This window comes from Desulfovibrio psychrotolerans, assembly GCF_013340305.1.
Classification (GTDB): Bacteria; Desulfobacterota; Desulfovibrionia; order Desulfovibrionales; family Desulfovibrionaceae; genus Halodesulfovibrio; species Halodesulfovibrio psychrotolerans.
The window spans coordinates 47,312-65,432 of sequence record NZ_BLVP01000002.1; the positions used below are offsets into that span (position 1 = coordinate 47,312).

Sequence of the window (18,121 nt, forward strand, 5' to 3'; positions counted from 1 at the left end):
GTCTACTCCTGACAGGAGGCCATAAAGGCATCGAAAAGGGGCAGCATACGCTGTGTGAGGTCATGGTCGTTCTGTGATAGGGCGATGTATCCGTCCAGCAGGCGGCGGAGGAGTTCCGCATCGGGAGGAAGGATTTCATCCTCACGCGTGTCTATGCAGCGCACGAGATCGGTGAGTCTTGCCAGCCCGCGTGCAACGGCATCTGTGCCTTCACCTATACCGAAGCTTTTCAGCACGACTTCGAAGGTGATGAGCGGGCCGGTGTGGGAGAAGATTCCCTCGGACATGTCGAAGGGGATTTCGCCAGCACGGGGAGCCTCTTCCGGGCTGAGAAAGCGCAGTTGCGCCGTCTTGTCCACATACCGGGAGATGGCCCAGAAAGTGGACAGCCGGTCGATATACGGGGCCTCTCTCGTTACCCACGTTTTGCCCTTGTAGTCTGCGGTTGCCAGACGCGGAAGGGCCGGTGCGGCACCTGTTTCCAGAAAGCCTTCTTCCAGCGTATCCAAGTCGCGCCGGGTGCGCTCAAACTCCCCTGAGGGGAAGTAGTCCGTACCCCGTATGGCATCCAGTTCGCGCCGGAACTTGCGGAACGCCGTGCGGGCATGGGCGGTGGGGGAGTCTGCTTCCGGGGCTGAGAGTGCGGTTGCGGTGAGGCGTGCCTTTTCCCGCAGGGCTGCATAGGCGGCATCGCTCTGTCGCGTGAAGAGGTGCTGCACCTCGGCCTGCGACAGGGTGTGCACGTTTTCCGACAGGAAGAAGGCGGCCTCGCCCCCTGCGTCTTCCACCTCCCGCATGAGCCATGTGACATGCTCAAGGAGGGAATCCTGACGGGGGAGGACGTACAGGGAGGTCTTGAGCTGCACGGCCCCGACCGCACTCACCCGGCGCCAGAAACGCACGCGTTCCGAGCTTTTGGTTGCCGCTATGGAGTAGGAGAAGATGATCCATTTGCTGTTCATGTAACACTAATATGTAATAGCTATTACATAGTCAAGGGGGGGCAGCCAAGAAAAGCCGGATGGTGAGGGCGGAGTGGAAGGCGTGTGGAAACAGATTCCTGTCTGGCAGGGACAGGAAAAGGGTACGGAAGAGGGAGGCGGGAGCGGCGCGCGGGCCAAAAGAAGAACCCCGGGACGGGTGGGGGCCGTGCCGGGGTCCAACTTACTTTGAGCTTATGCCGTTATCTGAGACTATGGCCTATGCCTTAGTCGCATTCAGTTTCCGTTCCTGCGGGAAGACCGGCAGGTAACGGTAGGAGAGGGAGAGCACGATGGCACCGTATGCGAGGATCAGTGCGCATGCGCCCCATTCAGCCCAGTTCGGGTTGTATGTTTCCCACGAGTCGAAGGGCATGACGGGCATGGCCAGCGCCTGCACGGTGAACACGTAGCGGTTGATGGTTATACCGATGCAGTCCAGCACCGCCGCAGTGTAGAACAGCGAGGGCGTGTTGCGCAGGCTGGGCGTGAGCAGGATGATGCAGGGAATGACGCCGCACAGGCCGAGTTCCGTCCAGAGCAGCCACTGACCGTAGATGGTGCTGTAGAAGTTCTGGTCGAAGGTGAGGCCCGCTGCGGGCAGCACGTTGTTGATCCATGCGTAGGTGTCTGCGAACTTGAAGATCAGGTACACGAACAGCATGGCACCGGCGATCTTGCCCATGAGGGACTTGATTTCCCAGCTTACCAGCTTTTTGCCGCCGAACTTCTCCATGATGGTGGCGATGAGCACGGTGAAGACCGGCCCGGACGCCACGGCGGAGATGACGAACAGGAAGAAGGTCCACGGCCACACGAAGAAGCCTTCGCGGTAGACGTACGGACGGGCGAAGAGCACGCCGTACATGCCGCCGAGGGAGCCCTGGTGGAAGGTGGACAGGAAGGCGCCGATACCGGCGAACAGGGGCATCATGACGTGCAGGTTGTGCGCGATGTGACGCAGCAGCGGAATGCGGTTCAGCTGCTTCTGTTCAAAGATCAGCGGGATGTATTCGATGATCAGCACGATGCAGTAACACGTGATGCAGAAGATAACTTCTGTGAGCATGGAGTGTACGTTGGCGTGCCAGTAACCGAACCATGCACGGATGGGCTGACCGATATCCAGCACCAGAATGAGCATGGCACCGGAGTAGCAGATGAAGCCCACGATGACCGTGAGGTTGATGATGTTTTTAAGCGGATCAATGTTCAGGATGTAGCGCAGGAGGCCTGTGAAGAACGCGCCTGCGCCCAGTGCGATGACGGCGAGGTCGAACGTGATCCAGAGGCCGAAACCGAAGTAGTCGTCCATGGCGGTTTCGCCAAGGCCGTTGCTGAGCACCCGGAACGCGGCGTAGAGGCCCCACAGGGCGAATATGCCGACAAAACCCAACCAGCCCATGAACTTCATGAGGGAACAGCGCTGAACGCCTTCCGGGAAGAGGTCATGGTCTGCGGGAAGAGAGTAGTTCTTTTCCATGGTATTCTACCCCTTGACCTGTTCGTTTTCCAGATAGTTGTCCAACTGGCGGCGAACCCATTCGCGGCGGCTGATGTAGTACACCTGCGGATCCGCGTGCAGACGTTCGAGCAGCCTGCAGGCATACTGCGAGCGGGCCAGTTCGTACACAGCGTGGTCGGGATTGTTCACATCGCCGAACACGATGGCACCGTTGGGACAGGCTTCCGCGCAGGAGGTGACGTAATCGCCGTCATTGAGTGCTTCGGGATCGCGTCCTTCCACGATGGCCTTGTCCTTGGCCTGCATGAAGCGATGGTGGCAGAAGGTGCACTTTTCGACCACACCGCGCGGACGTACGGAGACATCCGGGGTGAGGACCTTTTCCATGCCTTCGGGCCAGGAGGGGTCGAACCAGTTGAAGTAGCGGGCATGGTAGGGACATGCCGCCATGCAGTACCGGCAACCGATGCAGCGGGGGGTGACCTGACTGACGATGCCGCCTTCTTCGTTCTTGTCTGTCGCGATGACGGGGCAGACCGAAACGCAGGGCGGATTGCCACACTGCATGCAGGGGCGGGGCAGATACGCTATATCGTGATCCGGGAACGGCTGCTTGTTGCTGAGTTCATAGACCACCAGCCAGTTCATGACCCTGAGTTTGAAGGAGGCATCTTCAACGGGTGCGAGGTTGTTTTCTGCCTGACATGCAACCATGCAGGCTCCGCAACCGGTGCACTTGTCGATATCGATGGCCATTACCCATCTTACTTTGAATTCTTTTGCTTCCATGACGCTCGTCCCTTATGCCTTGCTGATGTTGACGCCGGCCATGGCCCAGACGGACTGGCCCGAACCGGGTTCGAAGCCGACGGTCAGCAGTTGCATGACGTTTTCGCCCTTGCCCTTGCTGAACTGATCAAAGGCCGTGTGGCCGAGGCCCATCAGAACGGCGACGGTGTCGCTCATGATGCCTTCGAAGACGTTCACGCGGGCGACGATGCTGCCGCTCTTGTTGCTCACCACAACCTTGTCGTGTTTGGAGACATTGAGCTTGCGGGCGGTGGCACCGTTCATCGCCACATAGATTTCACTGCCCTGGAGTTCCCAGCGGCGGATGGTCTTGTTGTTGTATGGCGGAATGGCGGTTTTTGCCGTGCCCATGTTCAGCTTGTGCACGGGGGCAAGCGCGAAGTCGCCTTCTGCCGTCTTGGCGGTGAGGCTCTTGGCAATGAGGTCTGCGCCGAAGGAGAGGCTTGCGCCCACCGTTTCGGTGCTGACGAACACATCGCCTGCCATGAGGCTCTTCCAGTTGGCACCCATGGCCTGCGCCTTGGCCTTGAGCACGTCTTCCCACTTGCCGAATCCGAGGCTGTAGCCCAGCTTGCCCGCGAGGCCGAGGATGTAATCTGCGGCGGGGCGGACGTTTGCAGGCATGGGAGCAACGGGGCGGGCGAGGCAGTATAGGGCCGAACCGGAACCGTAGGGGGTTGCCACGTCATCCAGACGCTCAAGGCCCATGGGAACGGGCAGCACGAGGTCGCAGAGCATGGCGGTTTCGTCAAGGAAGGTGGTGAAGGTGGCCTTGAAGGGCACCTGCGCCAGCACTTCTGCCATCTTGTCCGCCTGCGGCAGGCCGTAGGCGGGGTTGGCTTCGTAGAAGAGCATGGCTTCAGGAGCCTTTTCCTTACCCGCGTTGATGCGCGAGAGGTAGGCCACGAAGTCTTTTTCCATCATCTGCGCGCGGCTGAGGGCCGAATCGACCACAGGAGCGGCAACGGGAAGCAGCTTGACGCCGCCGGGACGGTTCAGGCCGCCGAGGAGCAGGTTGACGGCCATGCCCGCAGCCACGGTGCCCACGGGGGTGCCCTGACCGAATTCGGAGCCGGTGATGACCAGCGGGCGGCGGGCCTTTTGCAATTCTGCAGCAAGGGCCTTGATGCCGTCTGCGCTGGCACCGGTAAGCTCTGCCACCTTTTCAGGGGTGTAGCCTGCGGCCAGCGATGCGAATGCGCTGAAGTCGGAGGCATAGGAGCTTGCGCCGGACTTGATGAGCAGATGAGCGAGGCCGAGGGCGAAGGCACCTTCGGTGCCGGGCTTGATGGCTATCCACTTATCTGCGCCGGCGGCGGTGTTGCCCTGAACGGCACCCACGTACACATACGGTACGGTGGGTTCTTGACCATGGGGGTGGGCATCCTTGAAGGCCGCGCGGTTACGGATGGCCGTGCCCCACGATTCGAGGATGTTTGCGCCGATGGCGAGAACGTAATCGCTGTTTTCGATGTCGTAGCCGAACTGGCCTTCACCGCCCATGGCTGCGAGAGCCTTGGCGGCGGGCTGGATTTCGGAAGGCATGAGGTAGAAGTTCTGGGAGCCTGCACGCGCTGTGAAGGCGGAAAGAACTTCGTTTATGGTGCCTGTTTCATCGCCCGATACGCAGGCGAGGGAACCCTTGGCGGAACCCAGCTTTTCGGCGAGAAGGGCATCTGCCTCTTCCCAGCTTATGGCAACGTATGCGCCATCGCCGGAGCGCTTGAGGGGACGGCGTACCCGTGCCGGGCTGTGCAGCATCTGCGCTTCTGCCACGGCGAGGGCCGAAATGCCGCCCTTGGAGAGCGGGTGGTTGTCATCGGGCAGGATGCGCACGGGGCGATCGCCCACCAGACGGACCTTCATACCCACGCAGGAGGGACACAGCTTGCTCACGGTGGAGACAAAGGTGTTCGGTCCGTCCACGTTGGAGGGAATCCAAGGCCAGTTCTGGGTCCAGATACTCAGATCGTCCAGCAGAACCCACGGCACCGGTGTGACCATGATGCCCGCGCTGACGCCTGTGACGAATTTAAGAAAACCTCTTCTGTCTACTGCCATGTGAACTCACCCCTTTACTTATGGCAGACGAAGCATGCGTTGCTGGAGCGAGTGTTGCCGTAATGATCGGGATGAGCATGGCAACGCTCGCAGGCCCACATCTTCATGGTCTGCTTGCTGTACTTGGTCAGCTTGTTTTCATAGTAAACCGGGGCTTCGTCCATTTCGGCCACGTTGGGGTGGCACGAAGAACAAAGCTCGGTCTCCGTGAAATCATGACATGTATTGCATGATTCCATAGAGTGAGCCGCATGGCTGAAGAAGACGTTGTCCGGCTGCTTCTGATAGACAAGCCATTCAACCTGCTTACCGGTGTTGACGTATTCTTCAATGAAACGGATTTCCTCCGGATGGTCACCCAGAGGAGCGCTGTGACAGTCTGCACAGCTTTCCGTGGTGGGGAGCCCGGCGAAAGTGCCGTCTTCACGGAGGTAGTGGCAGGAACTACATTCCATGCCCGCATCCTCCATGTGCACCTTATGGCTGAAATGGACCGGCTGATGCTTTTTGGAGAAAAGCACCTGCGGGAAGGCCCACCAGCCTAAGATGAGTGCCACTACCAGACCTACGAAGAACGGGGCTGCGCCGCCGAATTGGCTGGGCGCGCTGTTCCCGTTGGCAGAATGTAAATGCCTGTCCGCCATAACCCTTCGCCTCATAGCTGGTTTGAAAAATTTAAAAAATGCCCACATTTGCCACGCCCATTACCTAATAGGAAGCTTGCGAAGGTGTCAAGGTGAAATAATTCACGAACTCGGCACCAATGGCGGTATCCATCAGATTATATTGAAGGTGACGGAACGGTTTTCCTGCACGCAGGGGCAGGGTGGGTTACAGGGTGAAGGGGGTGCGGAAATCTGCAAGGAGGGGGAGGTGCCTGTCTTTTTCGGACAGGATGGGGGATGTGCCTGCCGGTGTGGGCCACGGGATGGCGAGGGTGGGGTCGTTGTAGGCGATGCCCGCGTCCAGATGGGGGGCGTAGTAGGCGTCTACCTTGTACTGGAATTCTGTATCCGGTTCCAGGGTCATGTAGCCGTGGGCAAAGCCGCGCGGGACAAGCAGGCGTTTGAAATTGGAGGCGGAAAGGGTTTCTGCGAACCACTTGCCGTAGGTGGGGGAGTCTGCACGAAGGTCTACCGCCACATCGTAGACCGAGCCGCGCGTGACCCACACCAGCTTTGCCTGTGTGGCCGGAGGGAGCTGGAAATGCAGGCCGCGCAGCACGCCCGCCTCTGCTGACCGGGCGTGGTTATCCTGCACGAAGTTGCAGGGCAGGCCCGCCTGTTCCAGCGTGTCGCGGCGGAAGGTTTCCAGAAAAAAGCCTCTGTGGTCGCCGTGGACCACGGGTTCCAGGACCACGAGGCCGGCAATGCCTGTTTGCACAATCTTCAAACCGTGTTCCTCCCTTGGTGTATCCGGCTGCTTCTTCTGCGCCGGGAATCCTTCTCTGACAGGTAGTTGGCGGACATTATCCCATCCGGCCACGCTTTGAAAGAGGCAGTATAGGCAGACGCGGCCAAAAAAATGCGCATTTCGCTTCCCAAGTGGTGGGTGCATGGGTATAAGGATAGCCGGAATGAGCCGGGCGGGGTTTTTGCCGGTGCGGGGGATGGCGGCTGTAAACGGTTTTCAACAGGGTTTCGGGGCGAAATGAGCGGACATTCACCATCTGAGGAAAACGTGCGCACGGAAGCTGCATCCGGCTTTGGAGATGATGCGTGCGCGCTGCGGCTGCGGTTGTTGCAACTGGAGGAGGAAAACCGCGCTCTTACGGAGACGGTTGAACGCCTGCAGGGTGACAGGCAGTTGCTGGAGGATATTCTGAACGCCATTCCTGACAAGCTGACCGTGCATGACCGGCAGGAGCACGTGGTTTTCAGCAACTGGAGCGAGGAAGACACCTACTGGGAGAATCAGGGAGGGGAGCGCGACGGCACCGCCTGTTTCGGCTGTTATTTCCGGGGGGAGAAGTTCTGCGACCAGTGCCAGGTGGAAGAGGTGTTTGAGACGCGCAGGCAGAAGATTATTGAGCTGTATAATCCCAAGACGAGGGAGTTTCGGTCTATCACGGTGTTTCCCGTTATGCGCACGGATGATGATTCGACCATGGTGGCGGAGTATGTGCGGGATATTACGGCAACACGTAAGATGGAGCGTGAGCTGCGCGTGGCAAAAGAGGCTGCGGACGCTGCCAACAAGGCCAAAAGCGAATTTCTGGCGTCTATGAGCCACGAGATACGAACGCCCATGAACGGCGTGCTGGGAATGCTTGATCTTGCCATGGACACCGAGCTGGATGAGGAGCAGCGCGAGTATCTGGAAGCGGTGCAGAATTCCGCAGAGTCGCTGCTGGCGCTGATAAACGATATTCTTGATTTTTCCAAGATTGAAGCGGGCGTGGTGGAGCTGGACAGTCAGGCGTTCCGGCTGCGCAAGCGTCTTTCTGCGCTGCACACCATGTTTGTGCACCGGGCGGAGGAGCGGGGGCTGGACTTCCGGTTTTCTGTGCCTGATTCCGTGCCGGACGGGCTGGTGGGCGACCCCTTGCGGCTGCGGCAGATACTGGTGAATCTGCTGGATAACGCGCTCAAGTTTACCGATGCGGGGCGCGTGGAGCTTGCCGTGCAGGTTGTGGACCGGCATGGAGGCGAGGCGGCGGGCGGCGTGGTGCTGGAATTTTCTGTGCGTGATACCGGGCCGGGGATTATGGAGGCGCATCAGAAACGGATATTCGAGAGTTTTGCGCAGGCGGATGGTTCGTTTTCGCGGCGGCATCAGGGCACGGGGCTTGGGCTTGCCATATGCAAGCGGCTGGTGGAGCTGATGGGCGGCGCCATTGCGCTGCGCAGTACGCCCGGCAAGGGGGCGGAGTTCAGTTTTCAGGTGCCGTTCGAGTTGGCGCAGTTTGAAGAGAAGGCTCCCAAGCGGGCAAAGGGGGGCGAGGTGTCCAAGGCTGAACGCACGGCGCGCGGGCGTATTCTTGTGGCTGAAGATCACCCCGTGAACCTGATGTTTATTGAAAAGCTGCTTACAAAGCATGGGTTTACCGTGCGTGTGGTGGGTGACGGCACAGAGGTTGTGCCTGCGCTGCGCGAGGAGCAGTTTGATCTTATTCTTATGGACATAGCCATGCCGGAGATGGACGGGCTGGCGGCAACCCGGGCGGTGCGGGCGGCAACGGGGATGAAGACGCCCTCTTCCGTGCCTATCATCGCCATGACGGCTCATGCGATGAAGGGAGACAGGGAGCAGTTTCTGGCGACGGGCATGGACGATTACATTGGCAAGCCCATCAATTCGGATAATTTGCTCAGCCTGATTTTTAAGCATATGCAGGGCAAGGGGTAGCGGCTGACGCGAGGCGGAGGCGGCTTTTGTGCGCCGTGCCGCCGTGATGCGGCGGGTGCGGGGAGTTCTTCCTTGCATTTTTGGCGGGAAATCTATATATCACGAATCCCTTGCGGCACTGCTGCGGGGGATTCTTTCAAGCGGAAGGGTGGCAGAGCCCGGTTTATTGCACTGGTCTTGAAAACCAGCGACGCTTTACGGCGTCCGTGAGTTCGAATCTCACCCCTTCCGCCATATGACCATCCAACACCATTCAAGGTGGTTCAAAAAGTCCCTGAATTACAGGGACTTTTCTTTTTATCCTGTTCCATGTCGTCCGATAAGGTTCATTGACATACTCACATTGAAGTGAGTAACAATTTGAGTAACAAGGTTACTCACAAAATAGTTACTCACAATTCAGGGGGCAGCCATGGCCTTAACTGCAAAGCGTATTGAGACGGCAAAGTCACAAGACAAGATGTACCGGATAACGGACAGTGACGGTCTATGTCTGGAGGTGCCTCCGAAGGGAAAGAAGCGGTGGCGGTTCCGATACATTTTTGCTGGCAAGCGTGGGATGCTTTCTCTTGGAACGTATCCTGAAATCAGTTTGCAGGAGGTAGAGAGAAAAGAAACGACCTTCGTAAGCTGGTTGCCAAGGGGATAGACCCTTCCGCTGAGAGGAAGGAGCAAAAAGCCGTTGCGGAGGGTAAATATTCCTTTGAGGCGTTGGCCCTTGAATGGTTTGCCCATAACTCCAAGCGGAGTGAGAAGGACAAGCAAACGGTAATGGGTAGGATACAACGGCATATCCTGCCTGCGCTTGGCAGCATGGCCTATGACGATGTCACCGCGCAGCATGTACGAGATATGGTGCAGCGGATTGCAGGGCGGGGAAAGGTTGATGTCGCCCGTCGATGCTGTGACCTTGTGAACCAGATTTACAAGTACGGTATCGTGACGGGCAAGACCGAGAAGAATCCTGCGGCGTATGTGAAGGCGGTACTGCCAGCACAAAGTCAGACCTTGAAACATCATGCGGCGTTGACTGACCCCAAAGAAGTGGGGCGGCTGATGCGTTCTATTGAAGAGTTTCAGGGAACATTTGTCGTTAAGTGCGCCTTACAGATTGCGGCCTATACCTTTCTGAGGTCGTCTGAAATACGCAAAGCCCCTTGGTCTGAGATCGACTTTGAAAGCCGCTTGTGGCGAATCCCCGCCGAGCGGATGAAACGAAACAACCCCCACCTTGTTCCGCTTTCCGATCAGGCAATTTCGGTTTTGCGGGAACTGCACCCCCTCACACAAAACGCGGACTTCATCTTTCCAAGCGTCCGCACTGATTCCAAGCCCCTGTCAGAAAATACGCTGAACGTTGCCTTGCGTGGCATGGGATTCAGCAAAGAGCAAATGACCCTGCATGGATTCAGGGCAATGGCCTCAAGCCTGTTGAACGAGCGCGGCTATTCTTCGGACTGGATAGAGAAGCAGCTTGCCCATACCGAAAGAAACAAGGTTCGGGCGGCATACAACCGGGCGGACTTCCTTCAGGATAGAATACGCATGATGCAGGCTTGGGCTGACTATCTCGACCACCTGAGAGACGGGGGCAAGGTGATTCCTTTCCCTGTAAAGGTTACTAGCGATGGGAGTTGATATGGCTTGGTGTGCTTGATACTTATGTGAAATAGGTAGTAGATTGCAGAAATTTTTAGGGAGATAATTATTAGGATTCTATGGGCATTGTTATAAACTGGGGAGGAAGTTATGTGGGATGAGTATCAAGATGATGAAGGCACTATAAAGCGTAGTGAAGACCATGGTATGCAATCGTTTGATGAGTATATTAGTGAGCGCACATTTTCAGCTATGGATGTGATGGAAGATTTGGATTTACCCCCTCATGAGTTCTGCGAATGGCTTGATCAAGGGGGGCTTGCTACAAATTTTGAAAGTGCTCGTGCGTTTCATTTTGGCTCTGAAAATTTTGAATATGGTTTTTTTACCGAAGATAAATTGTTAGAGTGTAGAATTTATAAGAATAGCTACTATAAGTTTCGTAATGAGAGGCGAGATATGTTTCCCAAGAGGTCATCGCTGTTAGACATTGATGGCGGGAGTGGTATTGTCAGCGGGAAGATGAGGTGTGAAAAGTGCGAACAATATGAATGTGAAATTAAAAAAATGAGAGAAGAGATTCGTAGGCTTCAGTCTTGCGGAAATACGGAGGGAAAGACCAAAGCTGCAACTGAAGCACGAAGGAGAAGTGTGGCCTTGGAGTATCAGGGATATATCGAGACGGTGACGAAGCTCACTCTATATTTGAAGGACAACCCAAAGTCCTACACAAAGGATGAGTTGACGGCTCTGGCTGCGAAAAATGGTTGGCCCATTAATGATAACGCGCGGGAGGCGATGAGACGAGGGCTGCCTGAAGAGCTGATAAATACCGGCGGAGCACCCTCTCAAGGCTAACCTCTCCACATCGTGAAACTCTACATGAATCAAGGCCCAGACGGGCCTTGTAAACGTCCCCACATCGTTGGGGGCGTTCTTTTTTGTGAGGCTAGGGTGAAAGCAAATTAACGATCCGCAACGGTTTTCTCACGATGCGCACGATGTTACCCACTTTTTTAAATTTTGCCGTTCAGTACGATTTCTCCAAATGCATTAACGCCCATTGCGGGCAAACATTGGAGAAATGAAAATGAGTATTCCCACAAACGGCTTTCTTCGCTTGAAGCATGTCTTGCAGATCATCCCCATCAGCAAGACCGCATGGTGGAACGGTGTAAAGGACGGCAGATACCCCAAGCCTGTTAAGCTGGCAGAACGCACAACAGCTTGGAGGGCTGAGGACATTCAGGCGTTGATCGCCAAGATCGGCGGCGAAGCTGGCAAACGTGAGGTGCAATAATGAGCACCAACAGAAAAGCCCCCGGCAGTTCTGCGAAAACTGCTCAGGGGGCAAAGGAAAATGTTCGTCGATATTTTGTACCCTTCCCGCGTGAAAGCGTCAACAGGGCTTCGCTCTGTGTACTGCCTCGAATTGTGGATAGCGCGATTGACCGTATAGCAGCGGCTGGCTGGCTTTGGGATCAGGGTGCATCACTTTTTGTAGATCAGGATCTGGTCAAGATTGAGGTTGCCAAAGAAGCAGAGCAGCGGGGGTGGCACAATGAGTAAGATTGATTTTGATTCGATCAACTCCGCTGCCCGTTCCAGCTTTGAAAGAGTTCTTGCCAACTTACTACCCGATGGACGGATTGAAGGCGGCGAATATGTGGCCCGTAATCCTACCCGCGCCGACTCCCGTCCCGGTTCATTCAAGGTGAACATTGCAACCGGCATGTGGTCCGACTTCGCTACCGGGGACAGCGGCAACGACCCTGTGAACCTGTATGCTTACGTTAAAGGCATGAAGCAGAGTGAAGCGGCACGGGAGCTTGCAAAAATGGTTGGCGTTGCCCCCACCACGGACACAGGAATATGCACAATCCGCACAGCGCAACGCGCGAGAGAAAACGGCGGTGCCCAACGCAAGAGCAAGTCGGATTGGTTGCCCATTGTCCCAGTGCCGGATGATGCCCCCGCGCCACCCCGTACCCATTTCCGACATGGTGCCCCCGCCGCAACGTGGCCCTATAAAGACCAGAACGGGGCATTGCTTGGGTATGTCTGCCGTTTTGATGTGGAAGGAGGAAAACAGGTTCTCCCCCTTATCTTTTGCAGCCAAAGGGATAACAGGCAATGGCGGTGGCAATCGTGGAGCGTCCCTCGTCCGTTGTACGGCCTTGATACTCTGGCGGCGGCACCTGAAGCCTCCGTCCTGATCGTGGAGGGGGAGAAGGCCGCCGAAGCAGCAGGGGTACTCTCTAATAATACCATGGTTGTGATAACGTGGCCCGGCGGTTCCAAGGCAATTAGTAAGATTGACTGGAATCCCCTCAAGGGACGGCGTGTGTGCATCTGGCCTGACAATGATGAGCCGGGATTCAAGGCCGCGTTGGATATTGCCAGCAAAGCGCAAGAGGTCGGCTTTACACTCGTTGGCGTGGTGCTTCCATCTGCTGATTGGGAGAAGGCAGCAGATATTGCCGACTTCGCCTCACAGTGGACGACTACCGACTTCCATCAGGAGATCAAGACCCGCAAGGTTGATGTGGAAGTATTCAGGGCGGAGGCCAGCAAGCGGTATGACATTGATGGGGGAAGCACTGCCCCCAGCCAGAACAATAGCTTGCAATTCCTTCTACGGACTGACGGCGTGTACTTTGTAGGCCATGATGAAGATGGCATACCCAAGCCCCCGGAATGGGTTTGTTCGCCCTTGAAAGTGCTTGCCCGAACCAGAGATGAGGAAGGCAAGAATTGGGGGCGATTGCTTGAAATTGTTGATCCTGACGGCAAGACTCATACATGGGCAATGCCTATGGATATGACTGCCGGAAACGGAGATACGTATCGGGGCCAATTGCTGAGCTTTGGTTTGCGGCTTGCGGCAGGGAAATATGGAAAGAGCCGGTTGCACATGTATCTTACTCAATACGAAACCGTTGGCCGTGCCCGGTGCGTCTCTCGAAACGGTTGGCACTCCGGCTGCTTTGTCCTTCCCGACAAGACCTATGGCGACACGGCTGGGGAGCATGTCGTCTATCAAGGTCTACTCCATGAAAACCTGTTCCGAGAGCAAGGCTCGTTGGCGGACTGGCAGGAAAACGTAGGCTGCTACTGTGTCGGGAATAGTCGCTTTGCCTTTGCGGTTTCGGCGGCATTCGCTGGCCCCTTGCTCAAGCTGGTGCATGGGGAGGGTGGAGGCTTCCACTTCTACGGCGGTTCATCTGTCGGCAAGACAACCATTGTCGAAGTTGCCGGGAGCGTGTGCGGAGGTGGCGGAGACAAGGGCTTCGTCAAACAGTGGAGAAGCACGGACAATGCTCTTGAAGGCTTGGCGTATCTTCACAATGACGGTCTGCTGGTTCTTGATGAAGTAGGTCAGGCCCAAGCAAAGGTTGCGGGAGAAACGGCCTACATGCTCGCAAACGGGCAGGGAAAAAGCCGTGCCTCAAAGACCGGCGCAGCTCGCAATGTGGCGACATGGTGCCTTGTGTTCTTGAGCACTGGCGAACTGACCATGGCGGACAAAATAGCCGAAGATGGGCGAAAGGCTATGGCGGGGCAGTCGGTGCGCGTGGTCGATATTCCCGCCGATGCTGGCAAGGGAATGAAGACCCTTGAAGCCCTGCACACCTTTGCCAGTGGTGGCGAACTTGCCAACCACTTCAAGGCCGCTTCCAAACGCTTCTACGGCACTCCCCTACGGGCGTTCCTGTCTACCCTGACCAGTGAGCCGGAAAAAGCAGCACAGCGCGTCACGCAGCATATGGAAGCCTTTTGCAAGCGGTATGTGCCTGATGGAGCAGACGGGCAGGTTAGCCGGGTGGCCCGCAGATTTGGACTTGTCGCTGCCGCTGGCGAACTGGCAACCGAGTATAGTGTCCTCCCGTGGCCCACAGGTGAAGCAACCAGAGCCGCCGCAACGTGTTTTGCCGCATGGCTGAATTGTCGTGGCGGAGTCGGGAGCGCGGAGCTATCGGCGGGGATTGAACAAGTTGTGAGCTTCTTCCAAGCGCACGGGGCGTCACGATTCGAAGATACAGAGACGGACACTCTGCGGACGGTTATCAACCGAGTGGGCTACCTGAAGACGATTAGGGGCGAACGGTGTTTCTGTGTGTTCCCTTCCGCATTCAGACGGGAGGTGTGTAACGGATACGATTCGTCCATGTTGGCAAAGGCACTTGCCGACAAGAGATTGCTCTACGCTGACAAGGGCAGGAACACAAAGAACGTTTGGGTTGATGGTAAAACAGTTGCGTTCGTTGTTCTGTCCTATAGCATTTTGGGTGTGAATGATGCGAATGGTGTGAATGCTGTAGAAAGCATTGAAGAAAACTCCTTAACACTGCCCGAAGCCGAAGTGCGAAGTGCGCGAAGGAACGCCGGGGATGGTGCTGAGCCTTCACATTCTTCGCATGTACCATGCATGAATCGTGAAGGGGAAATGGACGGTAATTCCAATGCCCTTCACGCGATTCACAGCCTTCACACTGAAAATAGCCAATCCGAGAATAAAAAAACGCATCCCGACAGTCCCAGCCCCGCCAATATTCAGGAAGGCAGAGATTGGCATTACGCTGAAGACGGTACAAAACGGGTGGCGATCATATGACCATGCTCGCAGACCTCGAAGACCGTGGATGCCACCTCTTTCTTGATGACACAGGGCAAATGCACTTGGAGGCTTCCGCGTCCGTCTCTCCTGAAGTGTGGGACGGGGTCGTCTTCTTCGTGCGCCAGAACAGGCAAGCGATCCTCGCAGAGTTGCAAAAGAGTTCGGGCGAGAATGATTGGGTGGGGCTTGGCATTATGCTGCCCCACCCAAGCCCAAGGGGGGGTATCTGTGAGCCTGCGGAACTGGTCCGGCATGTATCCGGGAGATACTGCTTGCAGCGCATAGACGGAGTCTTGCTAACTGTTCCCCAACAGTGGGCAATAGAGCGTGCGGCGGATTCCCATCCAGGTTGAGCTTAGTGGATTAGTAATTCAAATCCTTACGTTTTTTTGACACCGAAAGCGCGTGTAATATTTTGATATTATTATGTTTATGTATGCAAAGTGTGACGATTGGTTATGGTCGCACTACCCATTGGCTGCTTTCAATGCAGCCTTTTTTTGTCTATACATCCAGAGGTTCCATATTCACCATCATATACGCAACACAACCGGATACTTGAACACCATGACGACACACGCCGTACTGACACAGCAGCAGCTTGAGCGCCATCTCTGGGGCGCAGCAGATATCCTCCGTGGCAAGATCGACAGCTCGGACTACAAGCACTACATCTTCGGGCTTCTCTTCTTCAAACGTCTCTCCGATGTGTGGGAGGAAGAGTACGAACAGCGCATGAAGGAGTTCGGCGACCACGAAATGGCAGCCGACCCTGACGAGCACCGCTTCCACATCCCTGCGGGGAGCTTTTGGGGGGATGTGCGCAAGGTTGCCACCAACATCGGGGAAGAATTGAATAAGTCCTTCCATGCCATTGAAGATGCCAACCAGCGACTGCTGGGTGTGTTTCAGGACGTGGACTTCAACAACAAGGAACGCTTCCCCGATGCCACGCTGGAGAGGCTGCTCCAGCATTTCGATAGGTTCCGCTTACGCCGTTGCGATGTCACGGCGGATATGCTCGGTAATGCCTACGAATATCTTATCGCCCAGTTCGCGGATGATGCGGGTAAGAAGGGTGGCGAGTTCTACACCCCCAAGCAGGTAGTGAAGCTCATTGTGGAGGTTCTGGAGCCTGAACCCAACATGAGCATCTACGACCCCACCTGTGGCTCCGGCGGTATGCTGCTGGAAGCCTTCCATTATATTGAACGCAAGGGCGGCAATGCCAAGTCGTTGCGTATGTTCGGGCAGGAAATGAACCTGAACACATGGGCCATCTGCAAGATGAATCTGTTCCTGCATGATAAGGATGATGGCGACATCAAGCGCGGTGATACCCTGCGCGACCCCAAGCATCTGGTGGGCGAAAGCAGGTCGCTGATGACCTTTGACCGCGTTATCGCCAACCCGCCCTTCTCGCTGAAGGAATGGGGGAACGAGATATGGTCCAAGGGTGACCCCTTCCAGCGCGACAAGTACGGCTGCCCGCCCAAGTCCTACGGCGACCTTGCCTTTGTGCAGCACATGGTAGCCAGCCTGAACGAGAACGGGCGCATGGGCGTGGTGCTGCCCCATGGCATTCTGTTCCGCAGCGGTGCGGAAGGGACGATACGCGAAGGCCTGTTGCGGGATGATCTGGTAGAGGCCGTTATCGGGCTTGCCAACAACCTCTTCTACGGTACGGGCATCCCCGCCTGTGTGCTGGTGCTGAACCGGAACAAGCCGCAGGAGCGTAAGGGCAAGGTGCTCATTGTAAACGGCGAGAAGGAATTCAAGGAAGGCAAGAACCAGAACTCACTGAGTGATGAGAACGTGCAGCGCATGGTTGGGGCTTTTAAGGCGTTCGCGGATGAAGAGATGTTCGCCCGTGTGGTGGAGCTGGATGAGATTGCGGGGAATGATTGGAACCTGAACATTGCACGGTATGTGGATACCAACCCTCCGGCAGAGAAGATTGATACGGCGGCGGAGCTGCGGAAGCTGAAGGAACTGACGGCGAAGCGTGATGCAGCGGAAGCGGTGATGATGCGGTATCTGGAGGAGTTGGGGTATGAGTAGGGTGCCGGATGGGTGGAGTGAAGGGGTTGTTTCGGATTTTATAGATGTGAATCCGAGGCGTTCTATTCCAAAGGACATGATCGTACCCTTTGTCGAGATGGCGGCTGTTGAGCCGGAGTCACCTTCCATTTGTTTCTTGTCTGAGCGGTTGGCTTCGTCCTCAGGGGCCAAATTTAGGGACGGGGATACGTTGTTCGCGCGTATTACTCCCTGTGCTGAGAACGGCAAGGGGGCCTACGTTCAGGGCGTAGGGGACTATGCTCAGGGGTCAACAGAATTCATTGTGCTGGCTCCCAAACGGGGAGTTGATGGTAAGTATACATATTACCTATCAAAGTCTGCTGCTGTTCATGGATATGCTATTGCCAAAATGGAAGGCACCTCTGGAAGGCAGCGCGTTCCTAACAGGGTCTTTGACGAAATTAGTGTGGCTCTCCCCCCCCTCCCAGAACAAAAGAAAATCGCCGCCATCCTCAGCAGCGTGGATGATGCCATTGCCGCTACACAGGCCGCCATAGACCAGACCCGCAAGGTCAAGGAAGGCTTGCTGCAAGACCTGATTATTCAAGACTCATGTGCGAGGAGTGTTTTGTTGGACGAAGTGGCAACTCGGAAGACAGGGCATACCCCAAAGAAGCAACATGATGAGTACTGGAATGGAGGAGTGAAATGGATATCTCTTCAGGATTCGAAAAATCTAGACAAGGTCTATATTTCAGAGACTGCTGTAGAGATAAGCGATGCGGGGCTGGCAAATTCATCTGCTGTTCTGCTGCCAGAGAACACGGTTGTTCTGTCGCGTGATGCTGGTGTTGGTAAAAGCGCAATCATGAATGAGCCAATGGCAGTAAGTCAGCACTTCGTTGCATGGATATGTGGTGATAGGCTGGATTATCACTATCTTTACTATTGGTTGCAGAAGATGAAACCAGTGTTTGAAAGTGTTGCGATGGGGAGTACTATCAAAACCATCGGCATGCCATTTTTTAAGAAGATGAAAATTTCTTTGCCTTCGATGTCTAAACAGGTCGAGGCTGCAAGGCTGTTGTTGGCTACTGATATGGCTATTGCAAAACACGAAGGAATAATTTTGAAATTACGAGATGTTAAGCGTGGCCTCATGCAAGACCTTCTCTCCGGCTCTGTCCGCGTCACAACGCCATAGCCAACAGGGGGCGC

The 18,121-nt window shown here is 55.8% G+C and carries 15 protein-coding genes and 1 tRNA gene; 10 read left to right on the top strand and 6 right to left on the bottom strand.

All coding sequences use genetic code 11. From position 1 onward, the window contains the following. Positions 1 to 2 precede the first annotated feature (2 nt). The 6 genes from HUV26_RS03135 to rfbC all read right to left on the bottom strand — a co-directional run bounded on the left by HUV26_RS03135 (position 3) and on the right by rfbC (position 6,708). Positions 3 to 962, bottom strand: coding sequence for a chromate resistance protein ChrB domain-containing protein (locus HUV26_RS03135; RefSeq protein ID WP_174408652.1), 960 nt, complete (start codon positions 960 to 962; stop codon positions 3 to 5). A 238-nt stretch (positions 963 to 1,200) separates the two neighbouring features. Continuing rightward, positions 1,201 to 2,463: a menaquinone reductase integral membrane subunit QrcD gene (qrcD, locus tag HUV26_RS03140; protein ID WP_174408653.1), complete on the bottom strand. Its 1,263-nt coding sequence runs from the start codon at positions 2,461 to 2,463 to the stop codon at positions 1,201 to 1,203. Between the two features lie 6 nt (positions 2,464 to 2,469). Continuing rightward, entirely contained in the window at positions 2,470 to 3,234 is a 765-nt protein-coding gene (gene qrcC / locus HUV26_RS03145) for a menaquinone reductase iron-sulfur cluster-binding subunit QrcC (protein ID WP_174408654.1), read from the bottom strand. 12 nt (positions 3,235 to 3,246) lie between these two features. Next, positions 3,247 to 5,316 (bottom strand): menaquinone reductase molybdopterin-binding-like subunit QrcB, encoded by a 2,070-nt coding sequence (gene qrcB, locus HUV26_RS03150; protein WP_174408655.1) that lies wholly within the window; start codon positions 5,314 to 5,316, stop codon positions 3,247 to 3,249. Positions 5,317 to 5,330: 14 nt separating this feature from the next. Then, entirely contained in the window at positions 5,331 to 5,960 is a 630-nt protein-coding gene (gene qrcA, locus HUV26_RS03155; protein ID WP_174408656.1) for a menaquinone reductase multiheme cytochrome c subunit QrcA, read from the bottom strand. A 187-nt stretch (positions 5,961 to 6,147) separates the two neighbouring features. Then, positions 6,148 to 6,708 (bottom strand): dTDP-4-dehydrorhamnose 3,5-epimerase, encoded by a 561-nt coding sequence (gene rfbC / locus HUV26_RS03160; protein WP_174408657.1) that lies wholly within the window; start codon positions 6,706 to 6,708, stop codon positions 6,148 to 6,150. Positions 6,709 to 6,966: 258 nt separating this feature from the next. On the opposite strand from rfbC, the gene HUV26_RS03165 reads away from it, so the two are divergent. The 10 genes from HUV26_RS03165 to HUV26_RS03210 all read left to right on the top strand — a co-directional run bounded on the left by HUV26_RS03165 (position 6,967) and on the right by HUV26_RS03210 (position 18,107). Next, the gene (locus HUV26_RS03165) at positions 6,967 to 8,664 is read left to right on the top strand and encodes an ATP-binding protein (protein ID WP_174408658.1); all 1,698 of its coding nucleotides are present in this window, start codon (positions 6,967 to 6,969) and stop codon (positions 8,662 to 8,664) included. A 142-nt stretch (positions 8,665 to 8,806) separates the two neighbouring features. Beyond that, positions 8,807 to 8,898 (top strand) — tRNA-Ser (locus tag HUV26_RS03170). Between the two features lie 226 nt (positions 8,899 to 9,124). Beyond that, entirely contained in the window at positions 9,125 to 9,313 is a 189-nt protein-coding gene (locus HUV26_RS16985) for an Arm DNA-binding domain-containing protein (RefSeq protein ID WP_373869050.1), read from the top strand. A gap of 62 nt (positions 9,314 to 9,375) precedes the next feature. Then, positions 9,376 to 10,302 (top strand): tyrosine-type recombinase/integrase, encoded by a 927-nt coding sequence (locus tag HUV26_RS03180; protein WP_373869049.1) that lies wholly within the window; start codon positions 9,376 to 9,378, stop codon positions 10,300 to 10,302. A gap of 111 nt (positions 10,303 to 10,413) precedes the next feature. Continuing rightward, complete coding sequence (locus tag HUV26_RS03185; protein ID WP_174408661.1) at positions 10,414 to 11,121, top strand: hypothetical protein; 708 nt, start codon at positions 10,414 to 10,416, stop codon at positions 11,119 to 11,121. Positions 11,122 to 11,347: 226 nt separating this feature from the next. After that, on the top strand, positions 11,348 to 11,563 hold the full coding sequence (locus HUV26_RS03190; RefSeq protein WP_174408662.1) for a helix-turn-helix transcriptional regulator: 216 nt from the start codon (positions 11,348 to 11,350) through the stop codon (positions 11,561 to 11,563). After that, a complete protein-coding gene (locus HUV26_RS03195) occupies positions 11,563 to 11,832 on the top strand; it encodes a hypothetical protein (protein ID WP_174408663.1) in 270 nt (89 codons plus the stop codon). Before HUV26_RS03190 ends, HUV26_RS03195 begins: the two co-directional genes overlap by 1 nt. Then, positions 11,825 to 14,878, top strand: coding sequence for a DUF927 domain-containing protein (locus HUV26_RS03200; RefSeq protein ID WP_174408664.1), 3,054 nt, complete (start codon positions 11,825 to 11,827; stop codon positions 14,876 to 14,878). The genes HUV26_RS03195 and HUV26_RS03200 overlap by 8 nt, the downstream gene beginning before the upstream one ends. Before the next feature lie 570 nt (positions 14,879 to 15,448). Next, a complete protein-coding gene (locus HUV26_RS03205) occupies positions 15,449 to 16,942 on the top strand; it encodes a type I restriction-modification system subunit M (RefSeq protein ID WP_174408665.1) in 1,494 nt (497 codons plus the stop codon). Beyond that, the gene (locus HUV26_RS03210) at positions 16,935 to 18,107 is read left to right on the top strand and encodes a restriction endonuclease subunit S (protein WP_174408666.1); all 1,173 of its coding nucleotides are present in this window, start codon (positions 16,935 to 16,937) and stop codon (positions 18,105 to 18,107) included. The genes HUV26_RS03205 and HUV26_RS03210 overlap by 8 nt, the downstream gene beginning before the upstream one ends. Positions 18,108 to 18,121 lie beyond the last annotated feature (14 nt).

Excerpts from the sequence above, each read along its gene's own strand:
- qrcD (WP_174408653.1), bottom strand. The coding sequence starts at position 2,463 with ATGGAAAAGAACTACTCTCTTCCCGCAGACCATGACCTCTTCCCGGAA.
- HUV26_RS03165 (WP_174408658.1), top strand. The coding sequence starts at position 6,967 with ATGAGCGGACATTCACCATCTGAGGAAAACGTGCGCACGGAAGCTGCA.
- HUV26_RS03190 (WP_174408662.1), top strand. The coding sequence starts at position 11,348 with ATGAAAATGAGTATTCCCACAAACGGCTTTCTTCGCTTGAAGCATGTC.
- HUV26_RS03200 (WP_174408664.1), top strand. The coding sequence starts at position 11,825 with ATGAGTAAGATTGATTTTGATTCGATCAACTCCGCTGCCCGTTCCAGC.
- HUV26_RS03195 (WP_174408663.1), top strand. The coding sequence starts at position 11,563 with ATGAGCACCAACAGAAAAGCCCCCGGCAGTTCTGCGAAAACTGCTCAG.
- HUV26_RS03135 (WP_174408652.1), bottom strand. The coding sequence starts at position 962 with ATGAACAGCAAATGGATCATCTTCTCCTACTCCATAGCGGCAACCAAA.
- qrcA (WP_174408656.1), bottom strand. The coding sequence starts at position 5,960 with ATGGCGGACAGGCATTTACATTCTGCCAACGGGAACAGCGCGCCCAGC.
- qrcB (WP_174408655.1), bottom strand. The coding sequence starts at position 5,316 with ATGGCAGTAGACAGAAGAGGTTTTCTTAAATTCGTCACAGGCGTCAGC.
- HUV26_RS03205 (WP_174408665.1), top strand. The coding sequence starts at position 15,449 with ATGACGACACACGCCGTACTGACACAGCAGCAGCTTGAGCGCCATCTC.
- qrcC (WP_174408654.1), bottom strand. The coding sequence starts at position 3,234 with ATGGAAGCAAAAGAATTCAAAGTAAGATGGGTAATGGCCATCGATATC.
- HUV26_RS03185 (WP_174408661.1), top strand. The coding sequence starts at position 10,414 with ATGTGGGATGAGTATCAAGATGATGAAGGCACTATAAAGCGTAGTGAA.
- HUV26_RS03210 (WP_174408666.1), top strand. The coding sequence starts at position 16,935 with ATGAGTAGGGTGCCGGATGGGTGGAGTGAAGGGGTTGTTTCGGATTTT.
- HUV26_RS16985 (WP_373869050.1), top strand. The coding sequence starts at position 9,125 with ATGTACCGGATAACGGACAGTGACGGTCTATGTCTGGAGGTGCCTCCG.